This window comes from Micromonospora sp. NPDC049836, assembly GCF_044465125.1.
Classification (GTDB): Bacteria; Actinomycetota; Actinomycetes; order Mycobacteriales; family Micromonosporaceae; genus Micromonospora.
Genome location: NZ_JBITLH010000006.1, coordinates 260,611 through 276,979, shown reverse-complemented (window position 1 = coordinate 276,979; position 16,369 = coordinate 260,611). Strand labels below are relative to the sequence as shown.

Genomic DNA, 16,369 nt, shown 5'->3' with positions numbered 1-16,369 from the left:
TCACCTGCGCCTCCCCCGGACGATCAGCAGCAGCACCGCGGTGGCCACGGCGCCGGCCGCGACCGCCGCCCACGGCACCGGGCTACGCCCGACCGAGCCACCCTTCTCGTACGCCTGCGCCCGGACCACCCGGGCCTTCTCGGCAGCCTGCCCGCGCACCCGCGCCACGGTCAACGCCGCCTGCTCCCGCATCCGCGCCTTCGCCTGGTCGGCGGAGTGCCGCACCAGAGCCTTGACGTCGGCCCTGGCCGCGAGCAACTCCATCGTCTCGCCCAGTTCCACCCGGGTACGGCGGATCTCCTGGCGGAGCGCCTCCACGTCCCCGGTCCCGTTGCCGGTCATGCCCGCCTCCCGTCCTTCACCGCGGCCGTGACGGTGTCCACGTCCGCCCGGACGCTGCGGACCGTCGCCTCCGGCACCGGCGGGACAGCACGGCTGACCTGCTTCTTGCCGACGAGCGCCAGGATCCCGGCGAGCAGGAAGAGCGCCACCGCCACGATCAGGGCGGCCAGCCAGGCCGGCATCACCAGGTCCAGCAGCAGGATGACGGTGACGATCAGGGCACCGGCGCCCCAGAAGGCCATCACCCCGCCGCCGCCGAACAGGCCGATCCCGATCCCGGCGTGCTTGCCTTTCTGGGTCAGCTCCGCCCGGGCCAGCGCCAGTTCGTCCCGGACGAGGCGGGAGACCTGCTCGGTGGCCCGCTGCACCAGTTCGGCGGTGGACGGCTCGTTCCCGGTCCGGGACGCGCTGCGACTCGCGACGTCAGCCATGCTGTCCTCCTTTCGTCATCACCGCGCTGTATGCCCGGAGTCGCCGCCCGTCAATCCTGCGCGGAACGGCCGGTCGGCCCGGCCGCGCGCCACCGGACGCCGGCCGCCGGGCGGCGACCGGATCCGGGGCGTGGGCAGCAGGTCCCCCGGATCGGCCGGAACAAACCCGGTCGGCCCGACAAGTCGCGGCCGGGCCGGCATTCCGCAGGTGCAACGGGCCGACCGCCGCGCAGGTCACGACGGACCCGGCGGCGACCGGGTGTCGGTCAGCGGCGGGTGTCGGCGTGCTCCTCGCGGCCGACGAAGACCTCGCTGCGGGCCTCGCCGTCGTCGCTGCCGCCGAAGACCCGGGCGTCGTCGGGGACCTCGGTGTCCGGCAGCCGGCGGCCCGGGTGGCGCGGCCGCCCGGCCTGCCAGGGCAGCGTGCCGCCGGTCTCGCCGACCTCGGCGCGCAACCGGGGCAGCGCGCTCGGTCGGTGGTCGCGGACCCAGCCGGCCAGGTGCTCGCGGACCAGGCAGCGCAGGTCCCACAGGCTGCCCGCGTCGGCGGCGCTGACCAGCGCGCGCACCTTGATCATGCCGCCGGTGGCGTCGGTGACCTGGAGTACGCAGACCCGCCCGTCCCACAGCTCGGTGCCCTCGCAGAGCCGCCGCAGCTCCTCCCGCATGGCCTGCACCGGGATCGCCCAGTCCAGGTCGAACTCGGCGGTGCCGAGCACCGCGGCCTCGGTACGCGTCCAGTTCTGGAACGGGGTGCTGGTGAAGTAGGAGGTGGGCAGGATCAGCCGCCGGTCGTCCCAGATCTGCACCACCACGTAGCTGAGGGTCAGCTCCTCGATCCGGCCCCACTCGCCCTCCACCACGACCACGTCGTCGAGGCGTACCGCGTCGCTGAAGGCGAGTTGGAGTCCGGCGAAGACGTTGCCCAGCAGGCTCTGCGCGGCGAGCGCGGCGACCACACCGACCACACCGGCGCTGGTCAGCACGCCGGCGCCGATGCCCCGGACGGCCGGGAAGGTCATCAGCATCACGCCGACGGTGAGCACCACGATCACCGCGATGGTCAGCCGGCGCAGCAGCACCACCTGGGTGCGTACCCGCCGGGCGTGCCGGTTGTTCGGCACGTCCACCCGGAACCGGGCCAGCGCGGTGTCCTCCGCCACCACCAGCAGCGAGGCGACCAGCCAGGCGGCCGTGGCGATCATGGCGAGCACCAGGGCGTGCAGCACGAGCTTGCGCCACGGGCTGCCCACCGCGTAGCCGGTGCTGAACCGGACCGCGAGCTGCACGGCGAGCACGGTGGCGGCCACCTGGAACGCGCGGTGCGAGTGCTCGGCCAGCTCGGTCATCAGCAGCGCGCGCCGGCCGAGCCGTCGGGCCAGCCGGTGCACCACCTCGACCAGCACCAACGCGACCGCCGCCGCGCTGAGCGCGGCGGCGGTCGTGACGAGGTAACTCTGCACGAAATCTCTCTCCCTCTCACCAGCCGGGAACCGGGCAAAGGCCCAATGGTGCCCGGCCCCGCCCGGTATCGACCAGGATCAGACCCGGCGATAGCGGGACTGGAGGAAGCAGTAGACGCCGAACGCGGCGACACCGAGCGCCATCAGCGTCAGCAGCACCGGCCCGTACGACTGGTCGCGCAGGGTACGCAGGGCGGCGTCCAGGCCGCGCGCCTTCTCCGGGTCGTAGTTCACGGCGGCGACCACGATCAGCACGCCGGCGATGGCGAAGACGGCGCCCCGGGCGGCGTACCCGGCCATGCCGAGCCGGCGGGTCAGCCGGTGCGTCTTCGGGCTCATCTCGCCGGTCTTCAGGTTGCGCTCGAACTTCTTCTTCAGGCCGTAGATGACCATGCCGATGCCGACCGCGGCGAGCACCAGGCCGGCGAGCCCGACCAGCCACCGGCCGCCGTCGGAGGCCATCAGCTTCTCGGTGAACTGCTGCTGCTGGTCCGCGGCGTTGCTGCTGGCGTCCTGGACCACCTTGATCGCGGTCCAGCCCAGCCAGACGAAGACGACCACGCGGACGACGGAGGCGATCCGTTCGAACAGCTTCTCCCGGCCGCGCCGGAAGCGGTGGCCGATGACCGCCTCGAACGCCTGCCAGATGGCCATCGCGAAGAGGCCGACCGCGATGGCGACCAGGAGGAACTTCCCGAGCGGCTGGGCACCGAGGGTGCGCAGCGCGCCGTTCTGGTTGCCCTCCTCGCCGGACTTGCCGAACGCGATCTGCACCGCGAGCCAGGCGAAGAGGAGGTGCACGATCCCGTAGCCGATGAAGCCGGCCCGGGTCAACAGTTCCAGCCACCTGCTGTTCGCCGTCCGGGCGGCGGTGGCTTCGGCGTTCCGGGTGAGTGACATGGCGGCACAATCACCGAAAGCGAAGATTTCCAAACGTCGGCCGCCTCGACGGGGCCGGTCAGCTGGTCGCGTTGTGCGCCACCCGGATCACCACCTGCTGGTCGGTGACGCTGTCCAGGCTGACCTGGAAACCGCCGACCTCGGTGGCCTGCTGGCCGGAGGTGAGCGTGAGTTGCTCGCCGGCGACCTCGACGGTCACCTGGTCGCCCTGCGCGCCGACCAGCTTCGCCTCCACCCCGAAGATGGAGGCGCTGGCCTCCACGCCCCGGTCGAAGGTGACGGTGCAGGCGTCCAGGCCGCAGTCGGTGGAGGCGCCCTCCGCGCTGCACCCGACGAGCAGCGCGGCGCCCAGGGTCAGCCCGGCCAGCAGGCCGGCGATGCGACGGACGGGGGTCGGCGAGGGGGAAACGCGTCGGTTCGTCACCCGGACAAGGGTACGGGGCCGAAACCACCCCGGGCCGGGCGCGCGCCGCCCGGTGGCGGCGGCCGGACGGGGCGCCCGCCGCGGGCCGGACGCGTTGAGCAGGGCGCTTCCCGGCCCGCTAGGGTGCCGGGATGGTCTTCGACGTCGCCCGGGTACGGGCCGCCTACCCCGCCCTGGGCGAGGGTTTCGTCCATTTCGACGGTGCCGGCGGCACCCAGACCGCGCGACCGGTGATCGACGCGGTGGCCACCGCGATGGGCGCCGCCGTCGGCAACCGCAGCACCGCCTTCGAGCCCGGCCGGCGGTCGCTGGAGCTGGTCGCCGCCGCCCGCTCGGCGGTGGCCGATCTGCTCGGCGCGCAGCCCGCCGGCGTGGTGCTCGGGCCGAGCGCCACCGCGCTGACGTACACCCTGGCCCGCACGCTCGGCGCGGGCTGGCGGCCGGGCGACGAGGTGGTGGTCTCCCGGCTGGACCACGACGCGAACGTCCGGCCGTGGGTGCAGGCGGCGGAGGCGGCCGGGGCCACCGTGCGCTGGGCCGAGTTCGACCCGGCGACCGGTGAGCTGCCCGCCGGGCAGTACGAGGAGCTGGTCACCGCGCGGACCCGGCTGGTCGCGGTGACCGCCGGCAGCAACGCCACCGGCACCGTGCCCGACGTGCCGGCGATCGCCAAGACGGCGCACGCCGCCGGCGCCCTGGTCTGCGTGGACGGCGTCCACGCCGTCCCGCACGGCCCCACCGACCTGGCCTCGCTCGGCGCGGACTTCCTGGTCACCAGCGCCTACAAGTGGTCGGGCCCGCACCTGGCGGCGATGGCCGCCGACCCGGCCCGGTGGGCGGCGCTGCGCCCGGCCAAGCTGCTGCCCTCCTCCGACGCGGTGCCGGACCGCTTCGAGTACGGCACGCCGAGCTTTCCGCTGCTGGCCGGGGTGACCGCCGCCGTGGACCACCTGGCCACCCTCGACCCGGATGCCACCGGCAGCCGGCGGGAGCGGGTCCGGGCCGGGCTGGCCGCGGCCCAGGCGCACGAGGAGATCGTCTTCGCGCGGCTGCTCGCCGGGCTGGCCGAGCACCCGGCCGTCACGGTGTACGGCTCCCCGGCCCGGCGCTGCCCCACCGTCTCGTTCCGGGTCGCCGGAGCGGCCCCGGCGGAGACCGCCGCGGGGCTGGGCGCGGCCGGCTTCTGCCTCTCCTCCGGCGACTACTACGCCTACGAGTACTTCGAGGCGATGGGGCTGCGCGCCAGCGGTGGCGCCGTCCGGGCCAGCGTCTACCACTACAACACGGTCGACGAGGTGGACCGGTTGCTGGCCGAACTGGACCGGCTGGCCGGTGGCGGGGAGAGAATGGCCCGGTGAGCTTCCTGGTCGAGGAGAACCCCGCCGCGCGCCGCTTCGAGATCCTGGTCGACGACGCGCTGGCCGGGTTCGCCGCCTACGAGCCCCGCGGTGAGCTGCTGGTGTTCACGCACACCGAGGTGGACGACCGGTTCCAGCACATGGGCGTGGGCGCGGCGCTGATCCGCGGCACCCTGGACCAGATCCGCGAGCGGGGCGGCCGGGTGGTGTCCCGGTGCTCGTTCATGGCGGCGTTCATCGAGCGCCACCCCGAGTACGCCGACCTGGTCGTCCCGGACGCCTGATCCCGGCCGCGGGCCGGAGCGGGCGCCGGGCCGAGGATGCGCCGGCGTGGCCGGGGCCCGGCGGCGGCCCGGCCACGCGGGGCGCTCGTGTCGGCCGGGCGCCGGCGGTTCAGCGACCGCCGGCCAGCAGCTCGGCGGCGGCGTACGCGGTGGCCCGGGTGGCGCCGTGGGTGGCCAGGTGCACCGCGCCGGCGACCAGGGCGGGCACGCCCAGCTCGACCACCACGGCGTCCGGGCGGGCGGCCAGGGCGTGCTCCACCGCCGCCCGCATCCAGTCGTGCCGGTGCAGGTCCCGCACGACCAGCACCAGGGGGCGGCCGGCCGATCCGGCCGCCGGGTCGGCGGGGACCTCGCCCTCGGCGTACCGGGCGGTGGTGGTGCCGGGGACGAGTTCGGTCAGCGGCCCGGCGATCCCCCACGGCGTTTCCGCGCCGATGGCGATGTTGTGCGGCGGGGCGAACTCCACCACGTGCGCCGGGCCGGCCAGTGGCGGCAACCCGGCAGGGCCGCCGGTCACCCGCAGCGCCCGGCGGGCGGCGGCCAGCCCGATCGGCGGTCCGTCGCCACGCGGCGCGGCCGGCCGGTCGGCCCGGGCCGCGACGGTCCAGGCGGCGAGCTGGCCGACCCGCTTGGCCGCCTCGGCCAGCCGCTCCTCGGGCAGCTCCCCGGCCAGCACGGCGGCGACGATGGCGTCGCGCAGCTCGACCGCGTCGGCCTCGGTGGCCCGTTCCCCGCCCACGCAGATCGCGTCGGCCCCGGCGGCGAGCGCGCGGACCGCGCCGCCGGTGAAGCCGTACCGGTCGGCGACGGCCCGCATCTCCACGGCGTCGGTCACCACCACGCCCTGGAAGCCCAGCTCGTCGCGGAGCAGCCCGCCGAGGATGCGCGGGCTGAGGGTGGCCGGCAGCTCCGGGTCGAGGGCGGGCACCAGCAGGTGCCCGGTCATCACGGCCTGCGCCCCGGCGGCCACCGCGGCCCGGAACGGGGCCAGCTCGACGGCGTCCAACCGGGCCCGGTCGGCGCCGATGCGGGGCAGGGCGTGGTGGGAATCGACCCGGGTGTCCCCGTGGCCGGGGAAGTGCTTGGCGCAGGCGGCGACCCCGCCGGACTGGAGCCCCCGGATCCAGGCCGCGGTGTGCCGGGCCACCAGGGCCGCGTCCGCGCCGAAGGAGCGCACGCCGATCACCGGGTTGGCCGGGTTGGAGTTGACGTCGGCGTCCGGCGCGTAGTTGAGGGTGACGCCCGCCGCGGCCAGTTCGGCGCCGAGGTCCCGGGCCACCTCCTCGGTCAGCGCCTCGTCGTCGACCGCGCCGAGGGCAAAGTTGCCGGGCCGGGTGCTGCCCCGGGCCGACTCGATCCGGGTGACGTCGCCGGCCTCCTCGTCGATCGCCACGATCACGTCGGGACGCTCGGCGCGCAGGGTCGCGGTGAGGGTGGCCACCTGGTCGTGGTCGACGATGTTGCGGGCGAACAGGACGACCGAGCCGAGCCCTTCGCCGAGCCACCGGCACACCCACGGTGGCGGGGTGGTGCCGACGAAGCCCGGTTGCAGGACGGTCGCGGCGAGCGCCGCCAGGTCCCCGGTCGATCCCGCGATCCGCTCGCTCATGCGCTGTCGTACCCCCGTCTCCCCACGGTCCGCCGCCCCGGCGGTGCTGACATGGTCACACCTGGCTCCCTAAATAGTCAACAATCCTTACTGTTAGCTCCTGGCGCACCGGTACCGCCCGTGGGAGAGTGCGACCATGCATTCCGCGCTGCTCGCCGACGCCACCACGGCCGCGGACATCCCCGGCGTACGCCTGCTCGGCCTGGTCGTGGGCGGGCTGTTCCTGCTGATCGCCATCCGGGCGATGTTCCGCCGCTGAGCGTTCGGGTCGCCGCCTCCCCGGGTACCGCTGTCCTCGTCCGGACACGCACCCGGCACCGGACGCGGCGAGGGGGAAGCATGAAGATCGGATACTTTCTGTCCAGCGAGGAGTACACCCCGGCGGAACTGCTGGCCCAGGCGCGCGGCGCCGAGCAGGCCGGCTTCCAGGCACTGTGGATCTCCGACCACTACCACCCGTGGGTCGACGCCCAGGGCCAGAGCCCGTTCGTCTGGTCCACCATCGGCGCGCTCAGCCAGGTCTGCCGGCTGCCGGTGACCACCGCGGTCACCTGCCCCACCGTCCGGATCCACCCGGCGGTGATCGCCCAGGCCGCGGCGACCAGCGCGGTGCTGCACGACGGCCGGTTCGTGCTCGGGGTGGGCACCGGCGAGGCGTTGAACGAGCACATCTTCGGTGACCCGTGGCCGCAGGCCGACGTCCGGCTGGCGATGCTGGAGGAATCGATCGAGGTGATCCGGAAGCTGTGGACCGGTGAGTTCGTCAACCACCACGGCCGGCACTACACGGTCGAGCACGCCCGGATCTACACGCTGCCCGACACGCCCCCGCCGATCTACGTCTCCGGCTTCGGCGCGAAGTCGATCGACCTGGCCGCCCGGATCGCCGACGGCTACGTCAGCACCATGCCCGACGCCGACCTGGTGCGCCGGTTCCGCGACAACGGCGGCGGCGACAAGCCCTGCCAGGCCGGCTTCAAGGCGGCGTACGCCGAGAGCGAGGACGAGGGCGTGCGGATCGCGTACGAGCGCTGGCCGAACGCCGGCGTGCCGGGTGAGCTGTCCCAGGTGCTCCCCTCGCCGCGGCACTTCGAGCAGGCCGCCCAACTGGTCCGGCCGGAGATGATGAAGGAGTCCTTCGTCTGCGGCAACAGCGTCGACGCACACCTGGAGATGGTCGACAAGTACGCCAAGGCCGGCTTCGATGAGATCTACGTGGCCAACACCGGCCCGCACTGGCAGGGCCTGTTCGACCTCTACCAGCGTGAGGTGCTGCCCCGACTGGGCTGACCCCGCCCGGCCGGCCGCCGACGCCCAGCGCCGCCGGGCCCGCCCTGCGGCGACAATCGGGTGCGTGCCAAGGGCCGGTCCGCCCCACGGCGATATTCGGGTGCGCGCGGGGCGCCCGGGTCCCGATCATGGTGGGCGTGCACTCCGCCCTCACGGTGACCCCGGCCGAACTGCCCACGCTGCTGCTGCACGTGGCGGTGGTCCGGCCCGTCTTCGTCTGGGGCGCACCCGGCATCGGCAAGAGCTCGCTGGTGCGCGCCTTCGCCGACTCGCTCGGGCTGCCCTGCGTGACGCTGGTCGGCACCCAGCTCGCCGCCGAGGACCTGATCGGGGTGCCGGAGCTGCGCGACGGGCGCAGCCGGTTCGCCCCGCCCGAGTCGATCGCCCGGGACGAGCCGTACTGCCTCTTCCTCGACGAGCTCAACTCCTCCAGTGCCGAGGTGCAGAAGGCGTTCTACTCGCTCATCCTGGACCGCCGGATCGGCTCGTACGAGCTGCCGGCCGGCTCGATCGTGATCGGCGCCGGCAACCGGGCCACCGACAACGCGCTCGCCCGGCCGATGGCGTCCGCGCTGGTCAACCGGCTGGTGCACGTCCACCTGCGCGCGTCGGCCACCGACTGGCTGGCCTGGGCGACCGGCGCCGGGTTGCACCCGTGGGTGCTGGACTACCTGACCGAGCGCCCGGACCAGCTCTGGGTCGCCCCGCCCAAGACCGAGGAGCCGTTCTCCACTCCGCGCAGCTGGCACATGCTCTCCGACGCGCTGCACTCGTTCGGCCCAGAGGTCGACGAGGCGACGGTGCGGCTGCTGGCCGGCGGGACGCTCACCGGGCGGCACGCGGCGGACTTCAGCGCCTACGTCAAGACCGTGCGGCACCGCTACGGCCTGGATGCCATCGTGCGCGGCGATGCCGGCTGGCCGCGGGCCGTCCAGGACCGCGACCTGCTCTACTTCTTCGCCGAGGCGTTCCGGGCCCGGCTGGTCAGGGAGCTGCCCGCCTCGCGCGAGCACGCCTCGCCCGCGGTGCGCGACTTCGCCGTCCGGGCCAAAGGGCTGCTGGTCGAACTGGCCGAGATCAGCCTGGAGTGCGCCCAGCTCGTCGTCGCCACCGACGACGACGGGATGCCGGTGCTGCCGGCCTGGTTCCTGGTCGAGGTGACCCGGGACCTGCCCCGCCTGGTCGCGGCCCGGGCCTGACCGGTGGCCACCCGACGCCGCGCCGGCCGCCGGCCGGACCCGAACGAGGAGGCGTTCGCCCAGGCCGAGAAGCGGGCGTACGACCACCCGATGTTCCGGCCGCTGCTCGCCGACGGCCACCCCCGCGCCCGGTTCCGCTGGACCGAGGACGAGGCGCTGGCGAACGGGCAGGGCTGGGCCCGGGTCGCGGGCGACGGGGAGATCGTGGTCGACCGGCGGCGGCGCGCCGACCCCGACGAGTGGTGGTGGGTGGTCGCCCACTGCCTGCTGCACCTGGGCTTCGGCCACCTGGACCCGGACCGGGCCGGCCGGGCCGACCAGGCCGCCACCGTCGCGGCCTGCGTGGCGGTCGCCCGGTTCCAGCTCGACGCCAAGCTGGGCCGGCCGCCCCGGATGCTGCCCACCCCGTTGCCCGGCACGGCCGAGGAGCGGCTGGCCGGCGACTGGCGCCACCGTGGCGTGCCGCCGGAATACCTCGACTGCGGGGTCGGCGGACACGGCGGGGATCAGGTCCACCGCGTCACCCCGGCGCAGCGATGGGCCGTCGCGAATCCCGCCGGCACCCGCTGGCGAACCTGGCCGGAACGGTTCGCGGTGGGACTGGCGGCGGCCGCCAGCGCGGCCGTGGCGGCGGCGGGCGCCCCGAAGCCCGGGCCGGGCGGGGTGGACCGGGACACCGGCTGGGAACGGGCGCGGCGGTGGTTCGTCTCGTCGTACCCGCTGCTCGGAGCCCTCGCCGCGGGCTTCCGGATCGTCGCCGACGTCGAGCTGGCCCGGTCCTGGGACATCGCGGTCGCTGCCGTGGACGCACACGCCGGGGAGATCTACGTCAACCCGCTGCGGGTACTGCCGGAGGCGCAGTGCCGCTTCGTGCTCGCGCACGAGATGCTGCACGCGGCGCTGCGGCACGGCGACCGGGTCGGGCACCGGGACCCGTACCTGTGGAACGTGGCCACCGACTACGTCGTCAACGGCTGGCTGGTGGAGATGGCGGTCGGCGAGCCGCCCGACGGGCTGCTGTACGACCCGCAGCTGCGCGGCCTGTCCGGCGAGGCGGTCTACGACCGGCTCGCCACCGACCTGCGCCGGTACCGCAAGCTGTCCACCCTGCGCGGCCCCGGCCGCGGCGACATCCTCGGGCACGGCGTCCCCGGGCCGCGCGAGCCGGGGCGCGGGGTGGACCTGGACGAGTACTACCGGCGGGCGCTGACCAGCGGGCTGGCGTACCACCAGTCGTCCGGGCGAGGGCTGCTCCCGGCCGGCCTGGTCGCCGAGATCCGGGTGCTCGACGAGCCGCCGCCGCCATGGGACGTGCAACTGGCCCGCTGGTTCGACGAGCGCTTCCCGGCCCGGGAGCGGCAGCGCTCGTACGCCCGGCCGTCGCGCCGGCAGGCGGCCACCCCGGGCATCCCGCGCCCCGGCTGGCACCGTCCCGAGGTCACCGAGCGCAGGCCGACCTTCGGCGTGCTGCTGGACACCTCGGGGTCGATGGGCACCCGGCTGATGGGGCGCGCGCTCGGCGCGGTGGCCGGGTACGCGACCAGCCGGGACGTGCCGGCCGCGCGGGTGGTCTTCTGCGACACCGTGGCGTACGACGCCGGCTACCTCCCGGTGGAGGAGATCGCCGGCCGGGTTCGGGTCCGCGGCCGTGGCGGCACGGTGCTGCAACCCGGGGTGCGGCTGCTTGAGGCCGCCGAGGACTTCCCGGCGGACGGCCCCATCCTGGTGATCACCGACGGCGAGTGCGACGTGCTGCGGATCCGACGTGACCACGCGTTCCTGGTGCCGCGCGCGGCCCGGCTGCCCTTCAACCCACGCGGCCCGGTGTTCCGGATGACCTGACCCGTTTGACGGGACGCCGGCACCGGTGCCGGCGTGAGGTGCTGCCCCGACTGGGCTGACCGGCCGGGTCAGCCCGCCCCGGGTGGCAGCACCCCGTGCAGGACCGTCCCCACCAGGGCGTCGACCAGGGCCGGGGCGGGCTGCGGCGGAGGGCCGGACGGGTCGAGCAGCCGGCCCAGCACCACGTCGTGGCAGACCCCGACGAGCAGGGTGGCGACCGCCTCCGGGGAGGCGTGCGCGGCCACCCGGCCGAGCCGCTGCTCCGCCCGGACGTACCCGGCGAGTTCCGTCCGCAGGTCGGGCCCGCCGGGCGGGCCGGCCAGCGCGCCCAGCCGGGCCAGCAGCTTCGGCTGGGTGGCGAGCCCGGCGAGGGCGGGCAGGATCGCCGCGTGCAGCGTCAGCCCCCGGTCCAGGTACGCCCGCAGGTTCGCCTCGACGGTCCCGTCCCCCGGTCGCGGGGCCGTCCCGCGCTGCGCCGCCTCGACCGTCCGCGCGTGCGCGTGCACGGCGTGCGCGAGCAGCTCCTCCTTGTCGGCGAAGTGGTTGTAGAGCACCCCGTCGGCCACCCCCGCCTCGCGGGCGATGTCGCGGACCGTCAGCCCCACGATGCCCCGGCGGGCCACCAGCCGCTCGGCGGCGGCGATCAGGTGCTCCCGCAGGCTCTGCTCGCCGCCGCGTAGCGCGGCCGCTCTTCTGGGTGCCATCACCGGGATCCTAGGCGTTGCCGGGCCCGGCTCCCCCGTGCGAGCCGGGCCCGGCTGCCGGTCGTCGGGCTCAGCCCGGTCGCCGCGCGGTGACCAGCCAGGCCGCGGTGCGCAGCCGGACCCCGTCCGGGCCCTGGTACGGCCGCATCGCCTCGGCCAGCGCGGTGCGGACCCGGTCGCCGACCGCCGGGTCGAGCGGGGCGAGCCGGTGCCGCACCGGCCCCCACCCGGCCAGGAACCGGCCGGCGTCGGCGGCGTCGCGTCCCCAGATCCCGGGCTCCTGCCGGGGCGCGCAGCTGACGTCGGTGAAGCCGGCCTCGCCGAGCACGGCGCGGATCACGGCCGGGTCGGCGAGGGAGAGCGGCTCGCCGGTGGCGGTGCCGTCGGTGCCGGCCGGCGGCAGGTGCGCGGCCAGCGGCGCGAAGACCGCGCCGAGGTCGCCCCGGCGGGCGTCGTCGAGGCAGACGAAGGCGAGCCGGCCGCCGGGGCGCAACGCCCGGCACACGTTGGCGAACGCGGCGACCGGGTCGGCGAAGAACATCACCCCGAACCGGCTCAGCGCCACGTCGAACCCGGCGGGCGGGAAGGGGTGGACCTGGGCGTCCGCGCGGACGAACTCGGCGTTGCGCACGCCCTCGTCGGTCGCGCAGGTGCGGGCCCGGTCCAGCATCGGGGCGGACAGGTCGACGCCGACCGCCCGGCCGGTCCCGGCGCGCCGGGCGGCGAGCCGGGTGAGCTGGCCGGTGCCGCAGCCGAGGTCGAGCACCCGGTCGCCGGGGCGGACGGCGGCCAGCAGGGGCTCGTTGAAGCCGCTGTTGATGGCGTCGTAGCGGGCCTGGTGGGTGGCCCAGTGCCGTCCCTCGTAGCCGTTCCAGGCGCGTTCCTGGTGTTCGTTCAGGATCATTCCCATGCCCGCCTCCGTATGAACACACGTTCATGAACGCCTGTTCATAATGATGGTCGCCGGCACCGACGTCAATCCCGCCCGGCGCTTCCCCCGCGGTGGACCGCGGCGGTTTCACCGCTGATCGCCGGGGGTACCAGCGGCCCTTGATGAAACTGTCCAGGCACTCGACGACGTTGCGTCGCGCCGCCCGCAGCCTCTTCGGCTGGACCGCGCTGCGACCCAATCAACTGGCCGCCATGCGCGCGGTGATGAAACGACGCGACGCCCTGGTGGTCCTGCCCACCGGCGCCGGCAAGTCGGCGATCTACCAGATCCCGGCCAGCCTGATCCCCGGACCCACCGTGGTCGTCTCCCCGCTGCTCGCCCTCCAGCAGGACCAGATCGCGGCGCTCAACGAGCGGCAGCGACCCGAGCTGCGCGCGGTCCGGATCAGCTCGGACGAGACCGCGGCCCAGCAGGCCGCCGCGATCGACGAGATCCGCCAGGGCCGGGCCGAGTTCCTCTTCATCACCCCGGAGGCGCTGAGCAACCCGGACCGGCTGGCCGAGGTCCGCGGACTGCGGCCCGCGCTGGTGGCGATCGACGAGGCGCACTGCATCTCGGCCTGGGGGCACGACTTCCGCCCGGACTACCTGGCGCTCGGGCACCTGATCGAGGGCATCGGCCGGCCGCCGGTGGTCGCGTTGACCGCCACCGCCTCCCCGCCGGTCCGCGACGACATCATCGCCCGGCTGCGGCTGCGCGACCCGGAGGTGGTGGTCTCCGGGCTGGACCGACCGAACCTCTTCCTCGAGGTGGCGCACTGCCCGACCGAGGACTACCGGTGGCGGCGGCTGCTCACCCTGCTCCGCGACGACAAGCGCCCGGGCATCAGCTACGTGCCGACCCGGCGGGCCGCCGAGGAGCTGGCCCAGCGGCTCACCGACGCCGGCCACCCGGCGCAGTACTACCACGGCGGCATGCCCACCGCGGCCCGCCACGAGCTGCACGAGGCGTTCCTCGCCGACCAGGTGCCGATCATGGTGGCCACCTCCGCCTTCGGCATGGGCATCGACAAGCCGAACATCGCCTGGGTGGTGCACACGGCGCTGCCCGACTCGCCGGACAGCTACTTCCAGGAGATCGGCCGGGCCGGCCGGGACGGCGAGCCGGCCCGGGTGCTGCTGCTCTGGCGCGCCGAGGACATCGGCCTGCAGCGCTACTTCAGCGGCGGCCTGCCCGACCTCAAGGAGCTGCGGGACCTCGCCGCGCTGCTGCGCAAGGAGCCGCGCGGCAAGAAGGAACTGCGCGAGCTGACCGGGCTCGGTCCGCGCAAGCTCGGCCAGTACCTCTCCCTGCTGGAGCAGGTCGGCGCCGCGGAGCCCCGGCCCCGGCAGCGTCTCGGTGCCCCCCGGTACGCCCCGACGGCCGCCGAGTCGGCCCGCGCGGCGCTCGCCGAGGCCGAACGGCAGCAGGCCGTCACCCGGTCCCGGACCGACATGATGCGCGCCTTCGCCGAGACCACCGGCTGCCGGGGGCAGGCGCTGCTGGCGTACTTCGGCGAGCAGATGCGCGAGGTCTGCGGGCACTGCGACAACTGCCACGCCGGCACCAGCGTCGCCGACGACCGGGCGGTCGGGCCGTTCCCGGTGCACAGCCAGGTGCGCCACCCGGAGTGGGGCGCCGGCCTCGTGCTCAGCTACGAGGAGGACCGGATGACGGTGCTCTTCGACGAGGTGGGCTACAAGACGCTGTCCGTGCGCGTGGTGTCCGAACAGGGCCTGCTGACCCTGGACTAGCCTGACCCGGGCACCGTGGTGGTGCCCGTCGAACGACGACGACCACGGCGAAAGGGGCCTGATCGTGATCGAGCAGCCGGCGTACACCGGGTTCGGTTTCTCCGACGAGGAGTGGGGGCTGCTGGTCGGTCTGCCGCAGGCGGTCCTCACCGCCGCGAGCGCGGCCGAGTCCGACGGCACCAAGCGCACCATGGCCGAGAACGCCGCCGGGCTGGACACCATCTCGGCGGGACGGGAGTCGGCCAGCCCGCTGGTGGCGGCGGTCGCCGGTGAGATCGTCGCCCGGGTGGGCGACCCGGAGGCGGGCGCCGAGTTGCCGGCCATCGAGCCGGCCGACCCGCGGGCGATGATCGACGACGTGCTGGCCCGGGCCGGCCAGGCGACCACCCTGCTGGCCGCCAAGGTGGACGAGGGGCAGGCCGGGGCGTACCGGCACTGGCTGGTGGCGATCGCCGAGCAGGTGGTCGGCGCCGCGTCCAGCGGCGGCATCCTGGGCATCGGCGGCGACGTGGTGAGCGACTCGGAGCGGCGCTTCCGGGACCGCCTCGCCCAGGTGCTCAACGACTGACCGGCCACCCCGGCGCCGCCGCCCGCGGCGCCGGCGGGATGATGGCCGTCGAAGACGGATGCCGGACGCCCCGGGAGGTCACCGCACGGACCGCCCGGGGTGCCCGCCACGTGCTGCCGGCCGACCCGGGGGGAGGGCCGTTGATGGACGCCAGGTTGCAGCCGCACATCCTCGACACCGAGCAGGTGCCCGCGCCGGACCGCTTCGGCCTCTGGCTGGACATGGTCTCGGACTCGCCCACCCCGCTGCGGGTGCGCAGCGACCACGCCGGCGACTTCGTCGCCCGGGCGGAGTTCCTCGAGCTGGGGCCGCTGCTCATCGCCCGGTACCGCTACCCGTCGCTGGACTGCGTCCGCACCCGCCAGCTCATCCAGCGCTCCGACCCCGACTACTACCTGCTCGCGCTCACCCTGACCGGTGGCAGCGCCGCCGGTCAGGAGGGTCGGCAGAGCACCCTGGGGCCCGGCGAGTTCACCTTCTACGACTGCTCCCGCCCGCACGAGGTACGCCACCACGGCGACCGGGGCCGCGCCGACGCCAGCTCCGTGGTCGCCTTCATCCCGTACGAGGCGCTGCCGCTGCCGTACGCCCGGCTGGCCCCGCTGTTCGCCGGCCGGATGTCCGGCAGCGAGGGCATCGGCGCGCTGCTCGCCGACTACCTGGTCCGGCTCAGCGGCCATCCGGAGCAGTACCACGCGGCGGACGCCGAGCGGCTGGCCGGCGTCGGGCTGGACCTGGCCGCCACGATGCTCGGCCGGCACCTGGTCACCGAGGACGCGATCCCGGCCGACGTACGCCGGCGGGCCCTGCTCGCCCAGATCCAGGCGCACATCCGCCGGCATCTCGGCGAACCCGGGCTCGGCCCGCAGCTCATCGCCGACGCGCACCACATCTCGATCCGTTCGCTGCACCGGCTCTTCGAGGACGAGCAGACCACGGTGGCCGCCTACATCCGGGACCAGCGGCTGGCGCGGTGCCGGCGGGACCTCGCCGAGCCGGCGCTGCGCGACCTGCCGATCCAGACCATCGCCGCCCGCTGGGGTTTCCGCGACAAGGCCCACTTCAGCCGGGTGTTCCGGTCGGCCCACCAGGAGTCCCCGCAGGCGTACCGGGCCCGCCACGTCGACCCGGCACGCAACGTCAACGCTGCGGCGTTCGCGGTCAACTCCCGGCCGACATACTGATCCCGGGCCGGTCGGGCGACCGGGCGGCCCACTGGTAACGGGGGGCCGCGGCGAGGCGCCTGCGACGGACCGTCGCGGGCGGCCGC

Annotated in this window: 17 protein-coding genes; 9 read left to right on the top strand and 8 right to left on the bottom strand. The window is 75.0% G+C overall.

Annotated features, from left to right (window positions below; translation table 11 throughout):
• The 5 genes from ACIBPB_RS18670 to ACIBPB_RS18650 form a co-directional block, all read right to left on the bottom strand.
• The gene (locus ACIBPB_RS18670) at positions 1-342 is read right to left on the bottom strand and encodes a DUF3618 domain-containing protein (RefSeq protein WP_396840823.1); all 342 of its coding nucleotides are present in this window, start codon (positions 340-342) and stop codon (positions 1-3) included.
• Complete coding sequence (locus ACIBPB_RS18665; protein ID WP_046566004.1) at positions 339-773, bottom strand: phage holin family protein; 435 nt, start codon at positions 771-773, stop codon at positions 339-341. The genes ACIBPB_RS18670 and ACIBPB_RS18665 overlap by 4 nt, the downstream gene beginning before the upstream one ends.
• Before the next feature lie 266 nt (positions 774-1,039).
• Positions 1,040-2,236 carry a mechanosensitive ion channel family protein gene (locus ACIBPB_RS18660; protein ID WP_396840822.1) on the bottom strand — a complete coding sequence of 399 codons (1,197 nt, stop codon included), beginning with the start codon at positions 2,234-2,236 and terminating at the stop codon, positions 1,040-1,042.
• A 78-nt stretch (positions 2,237-2,314) separates the two neighbouring features.
• Positions 2,315-3,136: a DUF1206 domain-containing protein gene (locus ACIBPB_RS18655; RefSeq protein ID WP_357328215.1), complete on the bottom strand. Its 822-nt coding sequence runs from the start codon at positions 3,134-3,136 to the stop codon at positions 2,315-2,317.
• A gap of 58 nt (positions 3,137-3,194) precedes the next feature.
• A complete protein-coding gene (locus ACIBPB_RS18650; RefSeq protein WP_396840821.1) occupies positions 3,195-3,560 on the bottom strand; it encodes a hypothetical protein in 366 nt (121 codons plus the stop codon).
• 131 nt (positions 3,561-3,691) lie between these two features.
• On the opposite strand from ACIBPB_RS18650, the gene ACIBPB_RS18645 reads away from it, so the two are divergent.
• Together ACIBPB_RS18645 and ACIBPB_RS18640 are read left to right on the top strand one after the other, a co-directional pair.
• Positions 3,692-4,918 carry a cysteine desulfurase-like protein gene (locus ACIBPB_RS18645; protein WP_396840820.1) on the top strand — a complete coding sequence of 409 codons (1,227 nt, stop codon included), beginning with the start codon at positions 3,692-3,694 and terminating at the stop codon, positions 4,916-4,918.
• Positions 4,915-5,202, top strand: a complete 288-nt coding sequence (locus ACIBPB_RS18640; protein WP_396840819.1) for a GNAT family N-acetyltransferase — start codon at positions 4,915-4,917, stop codon at positions 5,200-5,202. Before ACIBPB_RS18645 ends, ACIBPB_RS18640 begins: the two co-directional genes overlap by 4 nt.
• Positions 5,203-5,311: 109 nt before the next feature.
• Here the strand turns inward: ACIBPB_RS18640 and ACIBPB_RS18635 are convergent, their stop codons facing one another.
• Positions 5,312-6,811: a glycoside hydrolase family 3 protein gene (locus ACIBPB_RS18635; protein WP_396840818.1), complete on the bottom strand. Its 1,500-nt coding sequence runs from the start codon at positions 6,809-6,811 to the stop codon at positions 5,312-5,314.
• Positions 6,812-6,947: 136 nt separating this feature from the next.
• Here ACIBPB_RS18635 and ACIBPB_RS18630 point away from each other — a divergent pair, with 136 nt between their 5' ends.
• From ACIBPB_RS18630 to ACIBPB_RS18615, 4 genes are all read left to right on the top strand, one after another.
• Entirely contained in the window at positions 6,948-7,070 is a 123-nt protein-coding gene (locus ACIBPB_RS18630) for a hypothetical protein (protein WP_396840817.1), read from the top strand.
• Positions 7,071-7,150: 80 nt separating this feature from the next.
• A complete protein-coding gene (locus ACIBPB_RS18625; protein WP_396840816.1) occupies positions 7,151-8,101 on the top strand; it encodes a TIGR03557 family F420-dependent LLM class oxidoreductase in 951 nt (316 codons plus the stop codon).
• 155 nt (positions 8,102-8,256) lie between these two features.
• Positions 8,257-9,300, top strand: a complete 1,044-nt coding sequence (locus ACIBPB_RS18620; protein WP_396840972.1) for an ATP-binding protein — start codon at positions 8,257-8,259, stop codon at positions 9,298-9,300.
• Between the two features lie 90 nt (positions 9,301-9,390).
• Positions 9,391-11,142 carry a hypothetical protein gene (locus ACIBPB_RS18615; RefSeq protein ID WP_396840971.1) on the top strand — a complete coding sequence of 584 codons (1,752 nt, stop codon included), beginning with the start codon at positions 9,391-9,393 and terminating at the stop codon, positions 11,140-11,142.
• A gap of 68 nt (positions 11,143-11,210) precedes the next feature.
• Here the strand turns inward: ACIBPB_RS18615 and ACIBPB_RS18610 are convergent, their stop codons facing one another.
• Complete coding sequence (locus ACIBPB_RS18610) at positions 11,211-11,846, bottom strand: TetR/AcrR family transcriptional regulator (protein ID WP_396840815.1); 636 nt, start codon at positions 11,844-11,846, stop codon at positions 11,211-11,213.
• Between the two features lie 70 nt (positions 11,847-11,916).
• The gene (locus ACIBPB_RS18605; protein WP_396840814.1) at positions 11,917-12,756 is read right to left on the bottom strand and encodes a class I SAM-dependent methyltransferase; all 840 of its coding nucleotides are present in this window, start codon (positions 12,754-12,756) and stop codon (positions 11,917-11,919) included.
• 143 nt (positions 12,757-12,899) lie between these two features.
• On the opposite strand from ACIBPB_RS18605, the gene ACIBPB_RS18600 reads away from it, so the two are divergent.
• From ACIBPB_RS18600 to ACIBPB_RS18590, 3 genes are all read left to right on the top strand, one after another.
• Positions 12,900-14,531, top strand: a complete 1,632-nt coding sequence (locus tag ACIBPB_RS18600) for a RecQ family ATP-dependent DNA helicase (RefSeq protein ID WP_396840813.1) — start codon at positions 12,900-12,902, stop codon at positions 14,529-14,531.
• Between the two features lie 64 nt (positions 14,532-14,595).
• A complete protein-coding gene (locus ACIBPB_RS18595) occupies positions 14,596-15,099 on the top strand; it encodes a hypothetical protein (protein WP_396840812.1) in 504 nt (167 codons plus the stop codon).
• 143 nt (positions 15,100-15,242) lie between these two features.
• Entirely contained in the window at positions 15,243-16,283 is a 1,041-nt protein-coding gene (locus tag ACIBPB_RS18590; RefSeq protein ID WP_396840811.1) for a helix-turn-helix domain-containing protein, read from the top strand.
• Positions 16,284-16,369 lie beyond the last annotated feature (86 nt).

What these genes read in the sequence shown, in the direction of transcription:
- ACIBPB_RS18670 (WP_396840823.1), bottom strand. Translation starts at nt 342, where the DNA reads ATGACCGGCAACGGGACCGGGGACGTGGAGGCGCTCCGCCAGGAGATC.
- ACIBPB_RS18655 (WP_357328215.1), bottom strand. Translation starts at nt 3,136, where the DNA reads ATGTCACTCACCCGGAACGCCGAAGCCACCGCCGCCCGGACGGCGAAC.
- ACIBPB_RS18600 (WP_396840813.1), top strand. Translation starts at nt 12,900, where the DNA reads ATGAAACTGTCCAGGCACTCGACGACGTTGCGTCGCGCCGCCCGCAGC.
- ACIBPB_RS18630 (WP_396840817.1), top strand. Translation starts at nt 6,948, where the DNA reads ATGCATTCCGCGCTGCTCGCCGACGCCACCACGGCCGCGGACATCCCC.
- ACIBPB_RS18610 (WP_396840815.1), bottom strand. Translation starts at nt 11,846, where the DNA reads ATGGCACCCAGAAGAGCGGCCGCGCTACGCGGCGGCGAGCAGAGCCTG.
- ACIBPB_RS18635 (WP_396840818.1), bottom strand. Translation starts at nt 6,811, where the DNA reads ATGAGCGAGCGGATCGCGGGATCGACCGGGGACCTGGCGGCGCTCGCC.
- ACIBPB_RS18625 (WP_396840816.1), top strand. Translation starts at nt 7,151, where the DNA reads ATGAAGATCGGATACTTTCTGTCCAGCGAGGAGTACACCCCGGCGGAA.
- ACIBPB_RS18645 (WP_396840820.1), top strand. Translation starts at nt 3,692, where the DNA reads ATGGTCTTCGACGTCGCCCGGGTACGGGCCGCCTACCCCGCCCTGGGC.
- ACIBPB_RS18665 (WP_046566004.1), bottom strand. Translation starts at nt 773, where the DNA reads ATGGCTGACGTCGCGAGTCGCAGCGCGTCCCGGACCGGGAACGAGCCG.
- ACIBPB_RS18615 (WP_396840971.1), top strand. Translation starts at nt 9,391, where the DNA reads ATGTTCCGGCCGCTGCTCGCCGACGGCCACCCCCGCGCCCGGTTCCGC.
- ACIBPB_RS18590 (WP_396840811.1), top strand. Translation starts at nt 15,243, where the DNA reads ATGGACGCCAGGTTGCAGCCGCACATCCTCGACACCGAGCAGGTGCCC.
- ACIBPB_RS18605 (WP_396840814.1), bottom strand. Translation starts at nt 12,756, where the DNA reads ATGGGAATGATCCTGAACGAACACCAGGAACGCGCCTGGAACGGCTAC.